Origin of the sequence: Yoonia rosea, assembly GCF_900156505.1 — a bacterium.
Taxonomy (GTDB): domain Bacteria; phylum Pseudomonadota; class Alphaproteobacteria; order Rhodobacterales; family Rhodobacteraceae; genus Yoonia; species Yoonia rosea.
This window is the reverse complement of the sequence record NZ_FTPR01000002.1, coordinates 427,316-444,994: the sequence shown is the minus strand read 5'-3', so window position 1 is coordinate 444,994 and position 17,679 is coordinate 427,316. Positions and strand designations below refer to the sequence as shown.

The 17,679-nt window shown below is 58.4% G+C and carries 21 protein-coding genes; 8 read left to right on the top strand and 13 right to left on the bottom strand.

The window, feature by feature from the left end:
* Positions 1-57: 57 nt before the first annotated feature.
* Together B0B09_RS13410 and B0B09_RS13405 are read left to right on the top strand one after the other, a co-directional pair.
* On the top strand, positions 58-582 hold the full coding sequence (locus tag B0B09_RS13410) for a TRAP transporter small permease (RefSeq protein ID WP_076660481.1): 525 nt from the start codon (positions 58-60) through the stop codon (positions 580-582).
* Between the two features lie 3 nt (positions 583-585).
* On the top strand, positions 586-1,887 hold the full coding sequence (locus B0B09_RS13405) for a TRAP transporter large permease (RefSeq protein ID WP_076660480.1): 1,302 nt from the start codon (positions 586-588) through the stop codon (positions 1,885-1,887).
* Here the strand turns inward: B0B09_RS13405 and B0B09_RS13400 are convergent.
* From B0B09_RS13400 to B0B09_RS13390, 3 genes are all read right to left on the bottom strand, one after another.
* On the bottom strand, positions 1,884-2,405 hold the full coding sequence (locus B0B09_RS13400) for a winged helix DNA-binding protein (RefSeq protein ID WP_084190862.1): 522 nt from the start codon (positions 2,403-2,405) through the stop codon (positions 1,884-1,886). The genes B0B09_RS13405 and B0B09_RS13400 overlap by 4 nt on opposite strands.
* A gap of 198 nt (positions 2,406-2,603) precedes the next feature.
* The gene (locus B0B09_RS13395) at positions 2,604-3,842 is read right to left on the bottom strand and encodes an MFS transporter (protein WP_076660479.1); all 1,239 of its coding nucleotides are present in this window, start codon (positions 3,840-3,842) and stop codon (positions 2,604-2,606) included.
* Positions 3,839-5,032, bottom strand: a complete 1,194-nt coding sequence (locus B0B09_RS13390; RefSeq protein ID WP_084190845.1) for an alpha-D-ribose 1-methylphosphonate 5-triphosphate diphosphatase — start codon at positions 5,030-5,032, stop codon at positions 3,839-3,841. Before B0B09_RS13390 ends, B0B09_RS13395 begins: the two co-directional genes overlap by 4 nt.
* Between B0B09_RS13390 and B0B09_RS13385 the strand changes: the two genes are divergently transcribed.
* Positions 5,031-5,702, top strand: a complete 672-nt coding sequence (locus B0B09_RS13385; RefSeq protein WP_076660478.1) for a DUF1045 domain-containing protein — start codon at positions 5,031-5,033, stop codon at positions 5,700-5,702. The two genes, B0B09_RS13390 and B0B09_RS13385, sit on opposite strands and share 2 nt — an antisense overlap.
* On the opposite strand, the gene phnN is transcribed toward B0B09_RS13385, so the two are convergent.
* The 4 genes from phnN to B0B09_RS13365 are packed head-to-tail and all read right to left on the bottom strand — an operon-like array spanning position 5,684 to position 8,537.
* Positions 5,684-6,229, bottom strand: a complete 546-nt coding sequence (phnN, locus tag B0B09_RS13380; protein ID WP_076660477.1) for a phosphonate metabolism protein/1,5-bisphosphokinase (PRPP-forming) PhnN — start codon at positions 6,227-6,229, stop codon at positions 5,684-5,686. The two genes, B0B09_RS13385 and phnN, sit on opposite strands and share 19 nt — an antisense overlap.
* A complete protein-coding gene (gene phnL / locus B0B09_RS13375; protein ID WP_076660476.1) occupies positions 6,226-6,909 on the bottom strand; it encodes a phosphonate C-P lyase system protein PhnL in 684 nt (227 codons plus the stop codon). The genes phnN and phnL overlap by 4 nt, the downstream gene beginning before the upstream one ends.
* 3 nt (positions 6,910-6,912) lie before the next feature.
* A complete protein-coding gene (phnK, locus tag B0B09_RS13370) occupies positions 6,913-7,683 on the bottom strand; it encodes a phosphonate C-P lyase system protein PhnK (protein ID WP_076660475.1) in 771 nt (256 codons plus the stop codon).
* Positions 7,680-8,537 (bottom strand): alpha-D-ribose 1-methylphosphonate 5-phosphate C-P-lyase PhnJ, encoded by an 858-nt coding sequence (locus B0B09_RS13365; RefSeq protein WP_076660474.1) that lies wholly within the window; start codon positions 8,535-8,537, stop codon positions 7,680-7,682. Before B0B09_RS13365 ends, phnK begins: the two co-directional genes overlap by 4 nt.
* 32 nt (positions 8,538-8,569) lie before the next feature.
* Here B0B09_RS13365 and B0B09_RS17995 point away from each other — a divergent pair, with 32 nt between their 5' ends.
* A complete protein-coding gene (locus tag B0B09_RS17995; protein WP_165689334.1) occupies positions 8,570-8,719 on the top strand; it encodes a hypothetical protein in 150 nt (49 codons plus the stop codon).
* Positions 8,720-8,721: 2 nt separating this feature from the next.
* On the opposite strand, the gene B0B09_RS13360 is transcribed toward B0B09_RS17995, so the two are convergent.
* The 3 genes from B0B09_RS13360 to phnG are packed head-to-tail and all read right to left on the bottom strand — an operon-like array spanning position 8,722 to position 10,828.
* The gene (locus B0B09_RS13360) at positions 8,722-9,810 is read right to left on the bottom strand and encodes a carbon-phosphorus lyase complex subunit (protein ID WP_076660473.1); all 1,089 of its coding nucleotides are present in this window, start codon (positions 9,808-9,810) and stop codon (positions 8,722-8,724) included.
* Positions 9,810-10,373, bottom strand: a complete 564-nt coding sequence (phnH, locus tag B0B09_RS13355; protein ID WP_076660472.1) for a phosphonate C-P lyase system protein PhnH — start codon at positions 10,371-10,373, stop codon at positions 9,810-9,812. The genes B0B09_RS13360 and phnH overlap by 1 nt, the downstream gene beginning before the upstream one ends.
* The gene (gene phnG / locus B0B09_RS13350) at positions 10,373-10,828 is read right to left on the bottom strand and encodes a phosphonate C-P lyase system protein PhnG (RefSeq protein WP_076660470.1); all 456 of its coding nucleotides are present in this window, start codon (positions 10,826-10,828) and stop codon (positions 10,373-10,375) included. The genes phnH and phnG overlap by 1 nt, the downstream gene beginning before the upstream one ends.
* An 81-nt stretch (positions 10,829-10,909) precedes the next feature.
* Between phnG and phnF the strand changes: the two genes are divergently transcribed.
* The 4 genes from phnF (at position 10,910) to arsJ (ending at position 14,801) form a co-directional block, all read left to right on the top strand.
* A complete protein-coding gene (gene phnF / locus B0B09_RS13345) occupies positions 10,910-11,629 on the top strand; it encodes a phosphonate metabolism transcriptional regulator PhnF (protein WP_076660468.1) in 720 nt (239 codons plus the stop codon).
* A gap of 69 nt (positions 11,630-11,698) precedes the next feature.
* On the top strand, positions 11,699-12,547 hold the full coding sequence (locus B0B09_RS13340; protein ID WP_076660466.1) for an arsenate reductase/protein-tyrosine-phosphatase family protein: 849 nt from the start codon (positions 11,699-11,701) through the stop codon (positions 12,545-12,547).
* Positions 12,544-13,542: an ArsJ-associated glyceraldehyde-3-phosphate dehydrogenase gene (locus tag B0B09_RS13335; RefSeq protein ID WP_076660464.1), complete on the top strand. Its 999-nt coding sequence runs from the start codon at positions 12,544-12,546 to the stop codon at positions 13,540-13,542. Before B0B09_RS13340 ends, B0B09_RS13335 begins: the two co-directional genes overlap by 4 nt.
* A gap of 11 nt (positions 13,543-13,553) precedes the next feature.
* Complete coding sequence (gene arsJ, locus B0B09_RS13330) at positions 13,554-14,801, top strand: organoarsenical effux MFS transporter ArsJ (RefSeq protein WP_076660675.1); 1,248 nt, start codon at positions 13,554-13,556, stop codon at positions 14,799-14,801.
* A 13-nt stretch (positions 14,802-14,814) separates the two neighbouring features.
* Here arsJ and B0B09_RS13325 read toward each other — a convergent pair whose 3' ends face one another.
* Genes B0B09_RS13325 through phnE (B0B09_RS13315) form a run of 3 tightly spaced genes read right to left on the bottom strand, consistent with a single transcriptional unit; the run spans position 14,815 to position 17,617 of the window.
* Positions 14,815-15,432, bottom strand: a complete 618-nt coding sequence (locus B0B09_RS13325) for an LbetaH domain-containing protein (RefSeq protein ID WP_076660462.1) — start codon at positions 15,430-15,432, stop codon at positions 14,815-14,817.
* Complete coding sequence (gene phnE / locus B0B09_RS13320) at positions 15,432-16,745, bottom strand: phosphonate ABC transporter, permease protein PhnE (protein ID WP_076660460.1); 1,314 nt, start codon at positions 16,743-16,745, stop codon at positions 15,432-15,434. Before phnE (B0B09_RS13320) ends, B0B09_RS13325 begins: the two co-directional genes overlap by 1 nt.
* Positions 16,742-17,617 (bottom strand): phosphonate ABC transporter, permease protein PhnE, encoded by an 876-nt coding sequence (phnE, locus tag B0B09_RS13315; protein WP_055295402.1) that lies wholly within the window; start codon positions 17,615-17,617, stop codon positions 16,742-16,744. The genes phnE (B0B09_RS13320) and phnE (B0B09_RS13315) overlap by 4 nt, the downstream gene beginning before the upstream one ends.
* Between the last annotated feature and the right edge of the window lie 62 nt (positions 17,618-17,679).

Genomic DNA, 17,679 nt, shown 5'->3' with positions numbered 1-17,679 from the left:
CGGCGGGACCTTACCGCCGGCCAATTTCATTTCAGGGTTTTCGAGCAGGGCGGTTAGATGGATCGAGCTTTACAACGTCTTTACGACATCTGCGGTGCAATCGCGGGGGTCCTGATCCTTTGCATCTGCATTTTAATCAGTGCGCAGATCATTTTGAACGGTTTTGGCCGGCTGAGCCCCGGGACGCTGCCATCAACGATCCCGTCTTACGCTGATTTCTCGGGTTACATGCTGGCAGGTGCAACCTTTCTGGCCTTGGCCCATACCCTGCGTGCAGGTGGCCATATCCGCGTGAACCTTGTCGTCGGCCGGTTCCCCCCGTCGATACAACTGTGGTTCGAGGGGTTTGTCCTGCTGATATCCATTCTGCTGATTGGCTACCTTGCCTGGTTTATGATCGCACTGGTGCTGGAAAGCCTGCACTATGGCGATGTCTCCACAGGTATTATCCCCATCCCGCTCTGGATTCCGCAAAGCGTCGCTGCGTTCGGTGTTGTCTTGCTCTGGATCGCAGTCCTTCACACGCTTGCTGATCTGGTCCGCACCCGCGCGCCCGTTCTCTCTACTCCGGATGAGGTCTAAGCCATGTCAGATCCCTTTATCGGCCTCACACTTCTCGGTCTTCTAATTGCCCTTCTTGCCAGCGGTGTTTGGGTCGCGCTGTCACTGTCGCTTGTCGGTCTTGCGGGGCTGGTGCTGTTTTCGAATGCTCCGTCGGGACTGATTATTGCCTCAACATTCTGGGGCCATTCGCATAGCTGGGCATTGACCGCCTTGCCACTGTTCATCCTGATGGGGGAAATCCTGCTCCGCTCGCGGATGAGCGACGACATGTTCACCGGCCTTGTCCCGTGGCTTGCGCGTGCACCGGGGCGGTTGCTGCATGTGAATGTCTTCGGCTGTGCAATCTTTGCAGCAGTTTCAGGATCGTCCGCCGCCACGGCGGCAACGATCGGGCGCATGTCCGTGCCCGAACTGACCAAACGCGGCTATCCCGAAAGTCTGATCCTTGGCACGCTTGCGGGGTCCGCGACGCTGGGCCTGTTGATCCCGCCCTCAATCATCCTGATCGTCTATGGCGTGGCAACCGAGCAATCCATCGCCCGCCTGTTCGTGGCAGGCATCCTGCCGGGCTTTATGCTGATCGGCCTTTTTGCGGGCTATGTCGCGGTGCGCGCATGGATGAACCCCAACCTGATCCCGCCCATTGATGAGACGTTTTCCTTCAAGGAAAAGATTATGGCGTCACGGCGTTTGGTCCCCGTCGCCCTGTTGATTGGTGGCGTGATCGGCGCGATCTATGGCGGGCTTGCCTCGCCGACGGACGCTGCCGCGTTGGGCGTGGTGCTGGCGACGATCCTTGCTTGGGCGTCCGGGTCATTCAGCTGGGCCTTGTTCGGTGCGGCGGTGATGTCGGCCACCCGCACCTCTTGCATGATCGCGCTGATCCTCTTGGGGGCGGCGTTCCTATCCGTATCTATGGGTTTCACAGGGTTGCCACGCAATCTGGCAGCGTGGATTTCAGATATGAACCTGTCGGTCACAGCATTGCTGGTGGCGCTGACCCTGTTCTTCATTGTCTTGGGCTGCTTTCTTGACGGTATTTCGGTCATCGTACTGACCACGTCGATCATTATGCCAATGGTCACGGCCGTCGGCATCGACCCGCTTTGGTTCGGGATCTATCTCGTGATCGTTGTGGAAATGAGCCAGATCACACCACCCGTCGGCTTTAACCTCTTCGTGATCCAAGGCCTGACGGGGATCGACATCCTGCGTATTGCCAAAGCGGCGTTCCCGTTCTTCTTACTGCTCTTGCTTGGCGTGGTCTTGATCACGGTCTTTCCGCAGATCGTGACCGTTCTGCCAAACATGATGGGGAATTAGAGCGAGGCTGCCGCCCGACTGGCCTGATCATACTGCCCCGACAGGGCACGCAGGCTGGCGGCCATCGCACGCATCTGATCCCCCGTCATGTCCAGATGCGCCAGCCCATCAAGGAAGCAGCGCGTCCGCACTTGGCGGTAAGCCTCGCAGAGTTCCGCACCCTGTGGAGAGGTGCGGTAGAACACTTCCTTGCCACGTTTTTCTGACGACAGAAGCTCCATCTTCATCAATTTGCGCAAAGCATAGTTGACAGTATGTGTGTCTTCGATGTTGAGCAGAAAACAGATATCCGTCAGCCTTTTGTCCCGCCCACGGTGATTGGTATTGTGCAAAACCAGAATTTCCAGCGGCGTCAGATCGGTATTCCCCGCCGCCGACATGCAGCGCGTCATCCAGCGCGAGAACGCATTATAGGCGATAATCATGCCATACTCGACCTCGGACGCTTCCCAGCCTTCCCCTTCGGCTAGGTGACGCGATGAGACGATGCGGCGCTTTGGATCGGGTGTCACTGTCATTTTATCATCCATTTGCAAGAGTTTTATCAACATAGATGATGTAATACAGCTTTGCTAGGGATGTGATTTCCGGACGTTCTGTCAATTCAGGCGCGGAAACATACGCCGGCCAACCCGGGTATGCCTGAAAGACGACAGGCGTGATTTCTTCTTGCGTCGCGCCAAAGGACTGTGAGGCAGTTGCAGCGGACAGGGGTCTCAGCGATTGTCAGGCACGTGCCGATCTTGCGCGGGGTCAGTTATATGTGTCCTCGGGTCGGGAATAAACATGTAGGTTGCCATCGCACAGCAAAGGCACAGTGCCATAACAGCGAAAGACCACCACCCCCCATAGGTCTGCGTCGCCCATGCAAAAGCGAAAGGCGCAGAGGCGTTGATCCCCATTTGTACAAATGAAATCCAGCCAAGCCGCGCGCCATACCCTTTGGCTCCAAACAAGGCCAAAGGCAGTGTGCCCCGGGCAATCGTCTTGATCCCGTCACCCATCCCGTAAAGCGCTGCGGCCAGCAAAAGCCCCGGCAGGGTAAAGCCAAGCGTCAACAGGACGACAAAGCCGGAAAACATCAACCCAAGACTCAGGGCATAGGTCACCAGCGGGTACATATTCTGACTGACCAGCATCTCGAAAAACCGGCCTACCGTCTTGAACGGTCCGATCACCGCCCCGGCAAGGGCGGCCATGGCAGCCGTATGTCCAAGATCCTGCACGTTGGTCACCCAAAGCGTCATTACGGCACCCATCAGGTAGCCCGAGAAGATGAACGATACGACCATCCAAAGCATGGCCTGTCTGCGCAGTCGTCCAGTCAGCTCGGGCCAATCCGGTGCGTTGTCAGGCTTCGGGGCGTCTGCCGCGCGTTCGCGGCCGCGCAGAACGAAGAAATGGATCGGTGTGCAGAACAGCAAAGCACTGAGCCCGAGGATCACCCAGGTTGTTTCCCATCCATAGCGATTGAAAAGCGCAAGTGTCAGCGGCCAGTAGATCGTGGATGCCACACCGCCAAACAGGGTGATGACCGAAATCGAACGCTGTGGCGGAACGCTCAAATCCAACCGTGCGACGCTTGCAAAAGCTACGTTATAAAGCACGAACATGCCTGCCCCTTCGGCCAGCAATATCAGAATGAAGAGCCCTATCCGACCTTCGACCTGGCTCATTGCCATCACTGCCAGACAGGCCACAATCGTGCCAAGCGTCATCACCCAGCGCCCGCCGAAACAGTCCACCAGTTTGCCCGCCACAGGCGAGACCAGCCCACCAAAAAACAGGCCCAGCGACAGGATGCCAAAGACTTCTGACAAGGTAAGCCCAAGGTCCTTGGCCATTTCAGGCAACAGTACCGCGTAGGCATACATCAACGTGCCGTAGCCGATGATCTGTGTGATCCCCAACCCGATTGCGGGCAGGTAGTCGCGATCAATGCGTAGCGGGGTCATGCAACCTTGTTGCCTTGGCTCCACACGCCCCGCAACAGTGGTGTCTGGCCAATTTTGCGCACCCGCAAAACATCACCACGCAAACCTGTCTTCAAGGCACCACGATCATGCAACCGCACAGCCTTGGCAGGGTTGGTCGTCACAGTGGCAATGGCGCGTGGCAGATCATTCCAGATATCGGCAAGGCGGAAGGCGGACAAAAGCAGCGCCGAAGGCACATAGTCTGACGACACGATGTCAAGAAGGTCAGCTTTCGCCAGTTCTTCGGCGGCGACATTGCCAGAGTGCGACCCGCCACGGATAAGGTTGGGTGCGCCCATCATCACGGCAATCCCGTGCGTGCGACATGCCGCGGCGGCCTCGACCGTTGTGGGAAACTCGGCAAAACCCACGCCATTGCCCGCAGAGGTGCCAACATGCTCGGCCGTGGTGTCATCGTGGCTGGCAAGCACCGCACCAAGGCGCACTGCTTCGGTGACAGCACCGGTTTCATGCTTGGCGCCATAGCGTTCTTGCAGGGCCAACAGGTTCGCGACATGGGCGTCAAATTCTGCGTCATTCAAACCGCGTTTCTTGCCGACATAGGTTTTCAAAGCTGTCAGGTCACGAAACTGGCGCTGGCCCGGCGTGTGATCCATCAGGCTGACGATCCCGACGCGGTCCTCGGGTGCAAAGGCCGCCAATTCCTCAAGCAGCGTCTCCGAACAAATCTCAGCGCGCAGATGCAGGAAATGGCTGATCTTGAAGAAACCCGCTGCACGTGCGGCCAAGAGCTCGTCCGCCAGTTTGCGGGCATAATCACTATAGCGCGCCTTGCCGCTATGGATCGAGCCCACGCGCAGCGCATCAAACACCGTTGTGATGCCCGTTGAGGCCAGTTCGGCATCATGGGCGATCAGCGCGGGCAGATGCGGCCAGTCCACCTCGGGGCGCGGTTCGATGTGGCGCTCGACATTGTCGGTATGCAATTCAACAAGCCCCGGGATCACCAGATCACCGGCACAATCGAGGGCGCCTGCCGGCACATGATCTCCCTCGGCAATATCGCAGATGATCCCTTTTTCGATTGTCACCGATCCGGTGATCACCTGATCCGCCAGGACAAGCTGCGCATTTGCAAGACACAGGTTGCTTGACACATCCGTGTCACAAGCCTTTGTCAAAGAGGCCGTAGGAAAAGGGGAATTCATGTCATACTCTCGATTTGCAGTTTATTACGTTCCGCCGGCAGGGCCTTTGGCCGATTTCGGGGCGTCGTGGCTCGGGTGGGATGTTGTAAACGGTCAAGCGGCGCGTCAGCCCGATCTGCCCGATCTGCGTGACATTACAATGACACCGCGCAAATACGGGTTTCATGGGACGTTGAAGCCGCCCTTCCGGCTCAAGGATGGCCGTACTGTCGCTGATCTTGAAAAGGCGGTCGCGGAAATGGCGGCGTCGCTTGCGCCTGCCATCTGCGATGGTCTGGCGCTGACCACACTTGGCCGCTTTCTGGCCCTGACACCCCACGGTGACACAACAGCCTTGCAGCGGGTGGCAACGGCCTGCGTCAGCACGCTTGACGATTTTCGCGCACCTGCCAGCGACGCAGAGTTGGCGCGCCGTCGCGCATCCGGCCTCACAGCGCGGCAGGATGCCTTGCTCGTCCAATGGGGCTATCCCTATGTGATGGAAGAATTCCGCTTTCACCTGACACTTTCGGGGCAGTTGCCCGAGGCCGCGATCACAACATGGTCCGACACTCTGCAGCGCATGTTGCCCACCTTGCCTGCGCCCTTCATTCTTGACCAGATCGCCTTGTGTGGTGAGCGGAAGGATGGGCACTTTGAGATGCTCCATCGCTATACGCTCGCCGGTTGAAGCAGCGCCACCCCGCGGGCGACGGTCTGGGATATCGGGCCGTCGTTGGCGAGATGGATTACATGAAGCCCCGCCGGCAACGGCTTGTTTGCCTCTGCAAGGCGCTTGGCAATTTCTTCCTCGGTCTCACGCCCCCGCGCAGAAAGACGATGCGCTAGTGTTTGTGGTGTTGCACTGATGTTGAGAACGAGGAAGTTCGGGAATATCGCGGCCGCTTCGACCAACGCCTTGCGGGAAAAATTGACAAGGCAATCAGTGCCGGTGTTCAATTGATCAATGACGGTGATCGGGATGCCGTAGTGCAGCCCATGCGCGCTCCAATACACAGCGAAAGCACCGTTTTCGGCCAGATCCTCAAATTGCGATACTGACACCGCGTCATAGTCTTCGCCGCCAAGCGCGGGCGCGCGGGTGATGACGCGGCGCACCAGATGCAAGCGCGGCATTGCCTCACAAAGGCCCGCCATCACGCTGTCCTTGCCGACACCCGAGGGGCCGACAACAGCTATGAGGCGACCTTGGGTCATGCGGCAACCTTTGGTGTAAAGCGGCTGACGTCGATCTCGCGGTCACAGACGCGGGCGCGGGCGGCCTCATCGTGGAAAATCCCGATGATGGCAGCACCGCGTGCCTTGGCCTCTTCGATCAGGGACAGCACGACTTCGCGGTTCTTGGCATCCAAGCTGGCGGTCGGTTCATCCAGCAGCATCGCAGGATAGGCATGGGCAAAGCCGCGCGCGATATTCACCCGCTGTTGTTCGCCGCCTGAAAAGGTGGTGGGCGACAGTGACCAAAGGCGTTCAGGGATGTTCAACTGGCCTAGCAATGCCTTGGCGCGGGCTTGTGAGATTTCTGCGGAAACGCCTAGCGTCCGTAGCGGTTCGGCGACCACATCAAGTGTTGGCACACGCGGCACGACTCGCAGGAACTGGCTGACGTAGCCCAGAACTTCACGGCGCACCGCGATAACCTGGCGTGGTTCAGCTTGTACGAGATCCACATCGCCAATACGGATTTGGCCTGCTTGTGTCAGGTAGTTGCCATAGATCATCCGCATCAGCGTGGATTTACCCGCACCGGACGCGCCCGTCAGCGCCACACATTCGCCAGCAGCAACGGCGAAGGACACATCATTGATCACCTCGATGACCGCGCTGCCCTGATTGTGCAGGGTGAAGGTTTTAGAGACGTTGGTAAGTTCAATCATGGGTCATACCTGCAAAACGGAGCTGACAAGGAGTTGGCTATAGGCATGCTGCGGGTCGTCCAGCAACTGATCGGTCAGGCCGGCTTCGACCACGCGGCCGTCCTTCATGACCATCAGACGATCCGCGAGCAGACGCACCACCGCCAGATCGTGTGTGACGATGATCGCGGACAGCCCCATGTCGCGGACAAGACCGCGCAGCAGATCAAGCAAGCGCGCCTGCACGGACACATCAAGCCCACCCGTAGGTTCATCCATGAACACCAGTCGCGGCCCGGTCACAAGGTTACGGGCGATTTGCAGGCGTTGCTGCATCCCGCCCGAGAAGGTCGTCGGGCGATCATCAACGCGCGCGGCATCAATCTCGACCCGCCCCAGCCAGTCGGTCGCCTTGTCACGGATATCGCCATAGTGCCGCTCACCCACAGCCATCAGGCGTTCACCGACATTGCCACCGGCGCTGACACCCATGCGCAGCCCGTCGCGCGCGTGTTGGTGGACAAAGGCCCAATCGGTGCGCCCCAGCATCCGGCGTTCGGGTTCGGACATCGTGATCGTGTCACGCGGACCATCGGCACGCGTATCGAAGACGACCTGCCCCGCATCGGGGCGCAGATGACCTGCCATACAATTGAGCAAGGTCGATTTGCCAGAGCCGCTTTCACCCACAATTCCCATGACCTCCCCCGGGTAAAGGTCGAACGAGACATCCGCGCAACCGATATGGGCACCGTATCGTTTGGTAACGCCCTGAACAGACAGCAAAGGTGTCATGCCGCGTCCTTTCCTTTATGGCCCGCCGCCTGACGCGCCTCGCAATAGTCGGTATCCGAGCACACGAACATCCGCCCGCCTGCGTCATCAATGATGAGTTCATCCAGATAGCTGTCCTGCGCCCCGCACATCCCGCAAGGATGATCGGCCTTTGTCGCCTCAAACGGGTGATCCTCAAAATCAAGGCTAACCACTCGGGTATAGGGCGGCAGGGCGTAAATGCGCTGTTCACGCCCCGCACCAAAAAGCTGGATCGCGGCCATATCGCCAAGCTTGGGATTATCGAATTTCGGAATGGGTGACGGGTCCATGACATAGCGCCCTTCGACCTTGACCGGATAGGCATATGAGGTCGCGATATGCCCGTGACGGCTGATGTCTTCGTAAAGCTTCACATGCATCAGCCCGTATTCCTCAAGGCTATGCATCTTGCGCGTCTCGCTTTCACGCGGCTCCAGAAAGCGCAGCGGTTCAGGGATTGGCACCTGATAAACAAGGATCTGGCCCTCCCTCAGCGCCTCTTCGGGGATACGGTGGCGGGTCTGGATCACAGTGGCGTCGCATGTCGCGGTGGTCGTCGCCACCCCTGCAGTGCGCTGAAAGAAGCTGCGAATTGACACCGCGTTTGTGGTGTCATCGGCCCCTTGGTCGATGACCTTGAAGGTATCTTCAGGGGTCAGGACTGCGGCGGACACCTGCACGCCGCCAGTGCCCCAACCATAGGGCATCGGCATTTCGCGGCTGGCAAAAGGCACCTGATAACCGGGAATGGCAAGGCCCTTGAGGATCGCGCGGCGGATCATCCGCTTGGTCTGTTCATCCAGATAGGCAAAGTTGTATGCGGCTTCTGTCATAAAAGAGTCTCAATTCTGCGGCAGCAAGAGATATGGAGTTTTTCAGTGACCTTATTGCGGCCATCCGAGATCATCCGCGCGAGGTACTGATCTGTATTGCGGTGCCCGTCGTGCTGGCGCTCGTTCTGAGAGGCGATGGCCCAAGCGGTGGCGGCTGGTCTGATGGGGACGGTGGCGACTGACATTATTCGGCAGCCTCCTTTACATATTCCGCGCCTGCTTCGCGGCGCAGCTTGCGCACCAGTTCCAGTTCGGACTGAAAATCAACGTAATGGGGCAGTTTGATATGCTCCAGAAAGCCCGTCGCCTGAATGTTGTCGGCGTGATAAAGAACGAATTCCGCATCCTGCGCGGGGGCGCCAACGTTGTCCTCGCCCAGTTCTTCCCACCGTAAGGCGCGGTCGACCAAGGCCATTGAAATCGCCTTGCGCTCGGTCTGGCCAAAGACCAACCCATAGCCGCGTGTGAATTGCGGCGGTTCGGTTTTGGAACCGGTGAACTGGTTGACGGTTTCGCATTCGGTCAAGGTCACTTCGCCGATCTCAATGGCAAAGCCCAGTTCCGGGATGTCCATTTCAACGGGCACCGCCCCGATGCGCAACTCGCCCACAAAGGCGTGGTTGCGCCCGTAACCGCGCTGTGTTGAATAGGCGAGGCCAAGCGTAAAACCCTCGTCCGCGCGGGTAAGCGCCTGAAGGCGCAAGGGCCGGTCTGCCGGCATTTCCAGCGGTTCGCGGGTCAGGTCACGCGGTGGCGTGTCATCATGGCGGGCCTCTTCAATCAGCCCTTCGCGGTTCAAGAACCCCGTTACATGCGGCACATCGCCAGTTTCCGACGCGCGCGCAGGCGCATCTGGTACTTCGCCATCCGCCGCCAGTTTAAAGTCCAGCAAGCGGTGCGTGTAATCAAAGGTTGGCCCCAGCACCTGCCCGCCCGGCAGGTCCTTGAACGTCGCCGAGATGCGCCGGTCGCAGGCCATTGCGCCGGTATCAACCGGTTCAGACGCCCCAAAGCGGGGCAGCGTGGTCCGGTAAGCGCGGATCAGAAAGATCGCCTCGATCAGATCACCGCGGGCCTGTTTGATCGCCAAGGCCGCCAGATCAGGATCATAGAGCGAGCCTTCGGCCATGACGCGATTAACGGCAAGGCTGAGTTGTTCGCGTATCTGCGCGATGCCGAGTTCGGCAATATCCGTATTGCCGCGGCGTTCTTCGGCAAGCCATGCATGAGCGTTCTCGATTGCCCGTTCACCGCCTTTGACTGCGACATACATCAGGACACCTTTGTCGTTCTTGGCAGAGCCGCAACGCAGTCTCCACTGGTGAAGATGAAATCCAGCCCCAGCGGGAACAGCGCGCGGTTGGATTGGAAGGCAGCAACCTCTGGCAGGGAAAGTACCGCCTGATCCTTGATACCCGGGCCAGTCAGGGCCGCGCCTGTTGCGGAAAGGTCGGGCCGTTCCACAATCAACGTGGCTGATCGGTCGGGGTATTGTGATGAGCCGACGGGATAGGACGACAGCGGTGCAAGCGCATCCCATATGCCCACAGCGAACATGCATTCCGCCGGACCCACCAAAGGGGCACCCGTATGAAAGGCCAGCCAGACGCGCACCGCTTCGCAATCGGCAGCGCCCGCCAGATAGACCGGCGTTTCAGTATCGCAGAGAGTGAGCAAAACGGTGCCTGCCGCTGGAGAGAGCGGTGCCGGGGGCATGGCCCCCGAAATCTCCTGCACAGTCCCTGGACGGGCCATTGCCTCCATCACGGCGCGGAAGGCGTGGGATGATGCAATGGACGGGTCTGCAAATCCGCCGGAAAGAGTATCTGCCTGCATCAGTCTTCTCCTCGGACCATTGTGAAGAAATCGACCTTTGTCGCAGCAGCCTTGGCGGCGCGCGCAGCTTTGGCGGTGGTCATTTCGGCCTCCAGCGGTTCAAGCACTGATGTCCGCAGTGGTTGCGACATTGCCGTTTGCATTAGCGCATCAATCAAAGCAGCCGTTTCTGCATCTTCTTTGCGCCGCCCTTGAATATAGGCATGTCCGACCTCACCGGTGCCCAAGGTCAATGCGCAGCGGGTCACTGTCATTTCGCCAAGATTAAAAGGCGCACCCGTGGCACCCGCGCGGGCACGGACCATGGTGCTGCCGATCTCGGGCGCGCGCAGCCATGTGAAGGCAGGGCGCGCAATGGCCCCATCCAGCAAGGTGGCGGCACGGCCTTCCGGCGCTTTGGCCAGCAGGCTCATCCACGCTTTGCGGGGATTATTTTCTTGTAAAGTGTCTTTCATCTCGACAACTTTTCCATTTACTATACAACTATACATATCTTACCACATTTGTGGTCTTGCGACAGAAGAGTTTTGTGAAATTTGCGTGACAGTTCAGGTAGAACCCCAATCTGGAAAGCCATCGCTGATGCCTTACGCAGCGATTTGGCCGAAGGACGCTATAGTCCGGGTGACAAACTCCCGACCGAAGCTACACTGGCAGACCGTTTCGGCGTCAATCGCCACACGGTCAGGCACGGGATTGCGGCATTGGTGGATGACGGTCTGGTCCGGACCCGGCGCGGTGCAGGCGCGTTTGTCGCAGCGACACCCACAGACTACCCCATCGGCAACCGCGTCCGGTTTCATGAAAACCTGATCGCTGCGGGCCGCAGGCCGGAAAAACGGGTTCTGACGTTGGATGAACGCGCCGCGACAGAAGGTGAAGCCAAGGCGCTGCAAATCGCTGCGGGTGCACCACTCTGCGCCTATCACGGTCTTTCACTGGCTGATGGCCAGCCGATTGCCATCTTTGAAAGCCTGTTTCCATTGGATCGCATCGCGGGCATCACCGACGCCTTGCGCAATACAAGTAGCGTGACAGAAGCGCTGCGTGTGGCAGGCATCGCCGACTACACCCGCGCCTCAACCCGTCTGACAGCGGTGCGTGCCACGGCCACGCAAGCACTGCATCTGCATGTTTCGGAGGGCGATCCGCTACTAAGGTCGTCCGGTGTGAATACAGGCCAGCTGGGCCAACCTGTTGAGTATGGGCGCACATGGTTTGTCGGGGATCGGGTCACACTGACGCTCGATACCTAGGGTCAGGACCGACGAGGCTGTCACAAAACCTTCACTTTCCAGAACTCTTAATTCAGATATACATGAATTATGGATTTATTGATTCCCAACCGCCTTTCGACACTTGGTCATCCGCAACGGCTCGCCCTTTTTCGGCTCCTGATGCGGCGATACCCTGATCGCATTCCAGCCACTGAACTGGCAGTGGCGCTTGGGCTGAAGCCAAATACGCTTTCCACCTATGTCAACGCCCTTATGCAGGCAGGTCTGATCAACCAGGAACGTGTTGGCACATCCTTGCGTTATTCGATCAACATGGACGCCGCGCGCGAAACGATTGATTACCTGCTGCACGAATGCTGCAGGGGGCGCCCCGAAATTTGCGCACCCAACGCCTATCCGACAGAAGACAAAGGCGCTGAAAAGACCGATCGCAAGTACAATGCCCTGTTCATCTGCACCGGCAACTCTGCGCGATCCATTTTCGCAGAAACGATCCTGCGCGATCTCGCCGGTGACCGTTTCGTGGCCTATTCGGCAGGTACCAAGCCCCGCTCGGAACTGAACCCCTTTGCCCTCGAAGTATTGGAGCAGAAGGGACATGACACCGCCGTTCTGCGCGCGAAGAACATCGCCGCGTTCCAAGGCGACAACACCCCCCGTTTCGATTTCGTTTTCACCGTCTGCAATCAAGCCGCGAATGAAGACTGCCCTGCATGGCAGGGCCAGCCGATCAGCGCACATTGGGGGCTTCCTGATCCGGTCAAGGTTGAGGGATCGGACGCAGAGAAAAGCCTTGCTTTCCACCAAACCTATGGCGCGCTCCGCAATCGGATGATCGCCTTTACCGCCCTGCCGCTTTCGTCACTTGATCGCATGTCATTGCAAAAGGCCGTCGATGAGATTGGCCAATCTATAGAAGAAGGACCTTCCAAATGACTGTCTACGCCCTGAACGGCCTTGGCCGTATCGGCAAGCTTGCCCTGAAACCATTGCTGGAACAGGGGGCAGACATCGCGTGGATCAATGATGCGGTTGGTGATCCCGAAATGCACGCGCATCTATTTGAATTCGACACGGTTCATGGCCGCTGGAAGGCTGATTTCACACATGATGCGGACAGTGTCACAATCGACGGTGTGCGCCTGCCCTTCATCGGCACGCGCGACATCGCGGATTTGCCGCTTGATGGCGTGGATGTTGTCATTGACTGCACCGGTGTGTTCAAGACCGAAGCAAAGATCGCCCCTTACTTTGATGCCGGGGTGAAAAAGGTGGTTGTCTCTGCGCCGGTCAAAGACGGCGATGCGGCCAATATCGTCTTTGGGATAAATCACGATATCTATGAGCCAGACCGCCATCGGATCGTCACGGCCGCCAGTTGCACCACCAACTGCCTTGCACCTGTCGTCAAGGTGATCCACGAGAACCTGAGGATCAAACACGGGTCCATCACGACAATCCATGACGTTACAAACACGCAAACAATCGTGGATCGCCCTGCCAAAGACCTGCGCCGCGCCCGATCTGCCCTGAATTCGCTGATCCCGACCACGACCGGCAGCGCCACAGCCATCACACTGATATACCCCGAACTCAAAGGTCGCCTGAACGGTCATGCCGTCCGCGTCCCTTTGCTGAATGCGTCGCTGACAGATTGCGTGTTCGAAGTAGAGCAGCCAACAACCGCCGAAGAGGTCAACGCGCTGTTCAAAGCCGCGTCAGAAGGGCCATTGAAAGGCATTCTGGGCTATGAAGAACGCCCGCTGGTATCGAGCGATTACACCAATGACGAACGATCAGGCATCGTCGATGCGCTTTCAACCATGGTTATCAACGGCACGCAGGTGAAGATCTATGCGTGGTATGACAACGAAATGGGCTATGCACACAGGCTTGTTGATGTGGCCTTGATGGTTGGGGATAGTTTGTGACCAAAACGACCATGCGGCCTGATGGTCTGTCGGCCTATATTGCGGTTACGGCGGCCTATTGGGCGTTCATGCTGACCGATGGTGCGCTGCGTATGCTGGTGCTTTTGCATTTTCACACCCTGGGCTTTTCGCCGGTGCAGCTTGCCTATCTTTTTGTGCTTTATGAAATCGCAGGCGTGGTCACCAACCTCTGCGCAGGGTGGATCGCGGCGCGCTTTGGGCTGACATCGACGCTTTATGCGGGCCTTGGCCTGCAAGTTCTTGCCCTGCTTGCGTTGGCACAACTTGATCCGTCATGGGCGGTTGGTGCATCCGTCGTTTTCGTCATGCTGGTACAGGGTGCGAGCGGGGTCGCCAAAGACCTTGCCAAGATGTCGTCGAAGTCCGCGGTCAAGCTTCTGGCACCGTCAGAAGATGGCGGGCTTTTCCGCTGGGTGGCCCTGCTGACGGGCTCCAAGAACATGGTCAAGGGCCTTGGCTTTCTATTGGGTGCGGCCCTGCTGGCGACTTTGGGTTTCGTTTGGGCGGTTCTTGGCATGGCTTTGATCCTTGCCGTCATCCTGTTGGCTGTTTTGATCGCCATGCCTGCAGGTTTGCCAAAGGGCCGCAAGGGCACAAAGTTTTCCGAGGTGTTTTCCAAGTCGCGCAATGTAAATCTGCTCAGCGCGGCGCGCGTATTCCTGTTCGGCGCACGCGACGTCTGGTTTGTGGTCGGCATACCGATCTATTTTTATGCGGTCCTGTCCGACGGCACGACCGAGGGCAACCGTACCGCGTTCTTTCTGATCGGCACGTTCATGGCCGGGTGGATCATCCTTTATGGTCTGGTGCAGGCCAACGCGCCACGCATTCTGCGCGCAAAAACCCGCCCCGAGGCAGAGCTGATCACTGCCGCACGCGGCTGGGCTTGGGCGCTTGCGGTAGTTCCTGCGGCTTTGACACTGGCCGCGATCTTTGCGCAGGGGCCGCAGATGTGGCTGACGCTGCTCTTGATCGCTGGATTGCTGGTCTTTGGTGGTATCTTTGCGGTGAACTCGTCCCTGCATTCCTATCTGATCCTGACGTTCACCAAAGCAGAGCGTGTCACAATGGACGTCGGCTTTTACTATATGGCCAATGCCGCTGGACGGCTGGCGGGCACGTTGCTTTCGGGGGTGACCTATCAGGTCGGCGGGCTTGCTCTGATGCTTGGAGCAGCGGCCATGATGGTTGCGCTGTCAGCAATCACCGTGGGATTCTTACGGCCGCAAGACAGCTAAGCCAATTGCTTTGCTAACCGCCGTATTTTTCCAGAAATGCCGCTGCCGTCATCATGCGAAAGTCCGGCAAAGCAGCGCGTAGCGTGTCGTGCGACCAGTCCCACCAACCCAGCGCGATCAGACGCTCTGCAATGTCGCGCGGCTGGCGCAGGCGTAGAGTCTTTGCAGGCGTACCCGCAACGATGGTGTAGGGTTCAACATCTTTCGTCACAACGGCACCCGCCGCGACAACGGCACCATGGCCAAGCGTCACCTCGGGTTTGATCATCGCGCCCGCACCGATCCATGTATCATGCCCGACGTATGCGGTACGGGATTTACGATGTGCGAAAAACGCGTCGTCGTTCGTGGCGTCATCCCAATAGTCGGCAGAGCGATACAGAAAATGATGGCACGCGGCCGTGTGCAGCGGGTGATCAGTGGCACCGATCCGGACAAAGGCCGCGATATTGGCGAATTTGCCAATCTCCGCGTTCGCAATATCGGCGTAGCGGTCACAATAGCTGTAATCGCCGAAAATTCCATGCGCGATGCGGCTGCCTTTGCCGATCTCGACGAAAGCGCCAAAAGTGCTGTCAGTGATCTCGCATTCAGGATGAATGAAAGGGGTCGTGGCGGAAAGACGCGGCATCAGTCTTTGCGCCCTATCAGTTTACCGCGTAGCCAGCCCGAGAACCAATCCATGAACATCACCATGGCGATGATCAGGATGATGTAATAGGCGACTTCTTCCCAATCCTTTTGGGTCTGGATGGCCTGCGTCAGCATCAATCCGATACCGCCCCCCGTAATTGCGCCAATAATGGTGGCAGACCGCGTGTTGGATTCAAGAAAATACAGGATTTGCGCCAAGAGCACCGGTACGACTTGCGGGATCACACCAAAACGATACCGTTGCAGCGGATTTGCCCCTGTCGAAGAGACACCCTCGATCTGTTTCTGGTCGACGTTCTCCAGTGCCTCAGAGAAAATCTTGCCGAAGGTGCCGGTGTCGGTGATCAGGATCGCCAAAGCACCTGTCAAAGGGCCGGGGCCAAAGGCGCGGGCCAGAACCACCGTCCAGATGAGCGCATCAACGCCGCGCACAAAATCGAACAGACGACGGGTTGCCGCGCGCAGCAGCATGACAGGAGAAAAGCGTTTGGCCGCAAGAAAGGCCAGTGGCAGCGCGATGATCGCACCACCCATTGTGCCAAGGAAGGCCATGAGGACGGTTTCGCCGATCGCCCATGCCACATCTTTGTGACGCCACATCGCATTGTTCCACCAGTCCGAGACAGCGCCCGCGATGTTCCCGCGGTTCGGGTCTAGCTGCTCACCGAACAGGATCGTGCCCAAGCCCTGCCCGTGATAGGGGCTGTCCAATGTGAACCAGAACAGTTCCCATCCGGGGAAATAGTTGAACACTTCCGTCCGTGCACCCGTTAGGGTGATGCGTCCTTCGGGCGTCGTGATCCCGACACGGCGATCGGTGGCGGAAATCCAGTCGGGCAGGTCATCAGGCAGGTTGGTTGTGACAAGGCGGCCCTCGGCCTGCGCCGTAATCAACGGGAAGCCCGGAATGTCGATCTCGGTCCGGTTGTCCGGCAGGTAACGGACGAAATGGTCACCACCCAAGTCAATAGTGGTCACCTCGTCACCACTGACCCACGCGGGGCGCATACCATCGGGATAGGTGCCCTTGCGTTCACCCTCTACCGCGTAGGTAATCTCACCCGAGCGGTTATCGCGGGTGACGTGGACCTTGTGGGACCAGCTGTCAGAGGCAAGCGTGACCGCATTATCCAGATTTGCGCGTTCCGCGAGACCAGGAAGGTCAAAGGCAAAGAAGATATAGGTCAGGTAGACCGCGATGACCGCAGGGATTCCAAAGCCGATGATGCGCTTGCGCTGAAATAGCTTCTCAGCCGCCAGTTTTGTGTCGTGCAGTTCAGCGGCGGTCATTGGCCTTGCCCCTCGGTCAAACGGTTGCGGTAGCGGCTTGAAACCTGATCGAAGAACACGATGGTTCCGAACAGCAGAATGAAGATCGCGGCGGCTTCGTCAAAGCGGCCGGGGCCCCATGCCATGGAATTGCGCAACTCGTAGCCCAGACCGCCAGCACCGACGAAACCAAGGATAGCCGAAGCGCGGATGTTGATCTCGAACCGCAGCAATGTGTAGCTGACATAGTTTGGCGCGACCTGCGGCAGTACACCCAAAAGCATCCTCTGGAACCACGTTGCACCGGTCGAGGTCAGCCCTTCGACGGCTTTCAGGTCGGTGTTCTCGGACACTTCGGAAAACAGCTTGGCCAAGGCGCCAGCGGTATGGATGGCGATGGCGATCATTGCGGGGACAGGGCCCCCGCCAAGGACGAAGATCAGCACCAGCGCGATAACGATCTCTGGGACCGCACGCATGACGTCCGAGATCCGGCGGAACAGCGGGATCAGACGGGGCCATTTGGCAAGGCCGCGGGTGCCAAGCAGCGACAGGAACAGGCCACCGATTGCACCGATCAGGGTCGAGACCGCAGCGATATTGATCGTTTCCACCAAAGCCGGAAAATACTTCACCATCAGGGCGGGAAGGTCCGCGCGCTTTTCCCATGCCTCTGACAGAACATCCGCGGGATAGTCGCCGATCTGGTGCAAACCTTCCCAGAAACCGCCCGCGTTACGGTCATCAGCAACGTGAAAGCCCGAAACCATCAGGATGACAAAAATCAGGAGCGTTAAGCCACCATAGAGCCTGCGGCGGTGCACTTGCGCCATATAGGCAGTCTGTATGCTATCCACGGACGGCGCCGCACTGCTGAGCGATATACCTGTCATTCCAATCCCCGCACAAAGAAAACCCGGCAGCCCCTGAGGGCTACCGGACACATCATGAAAAT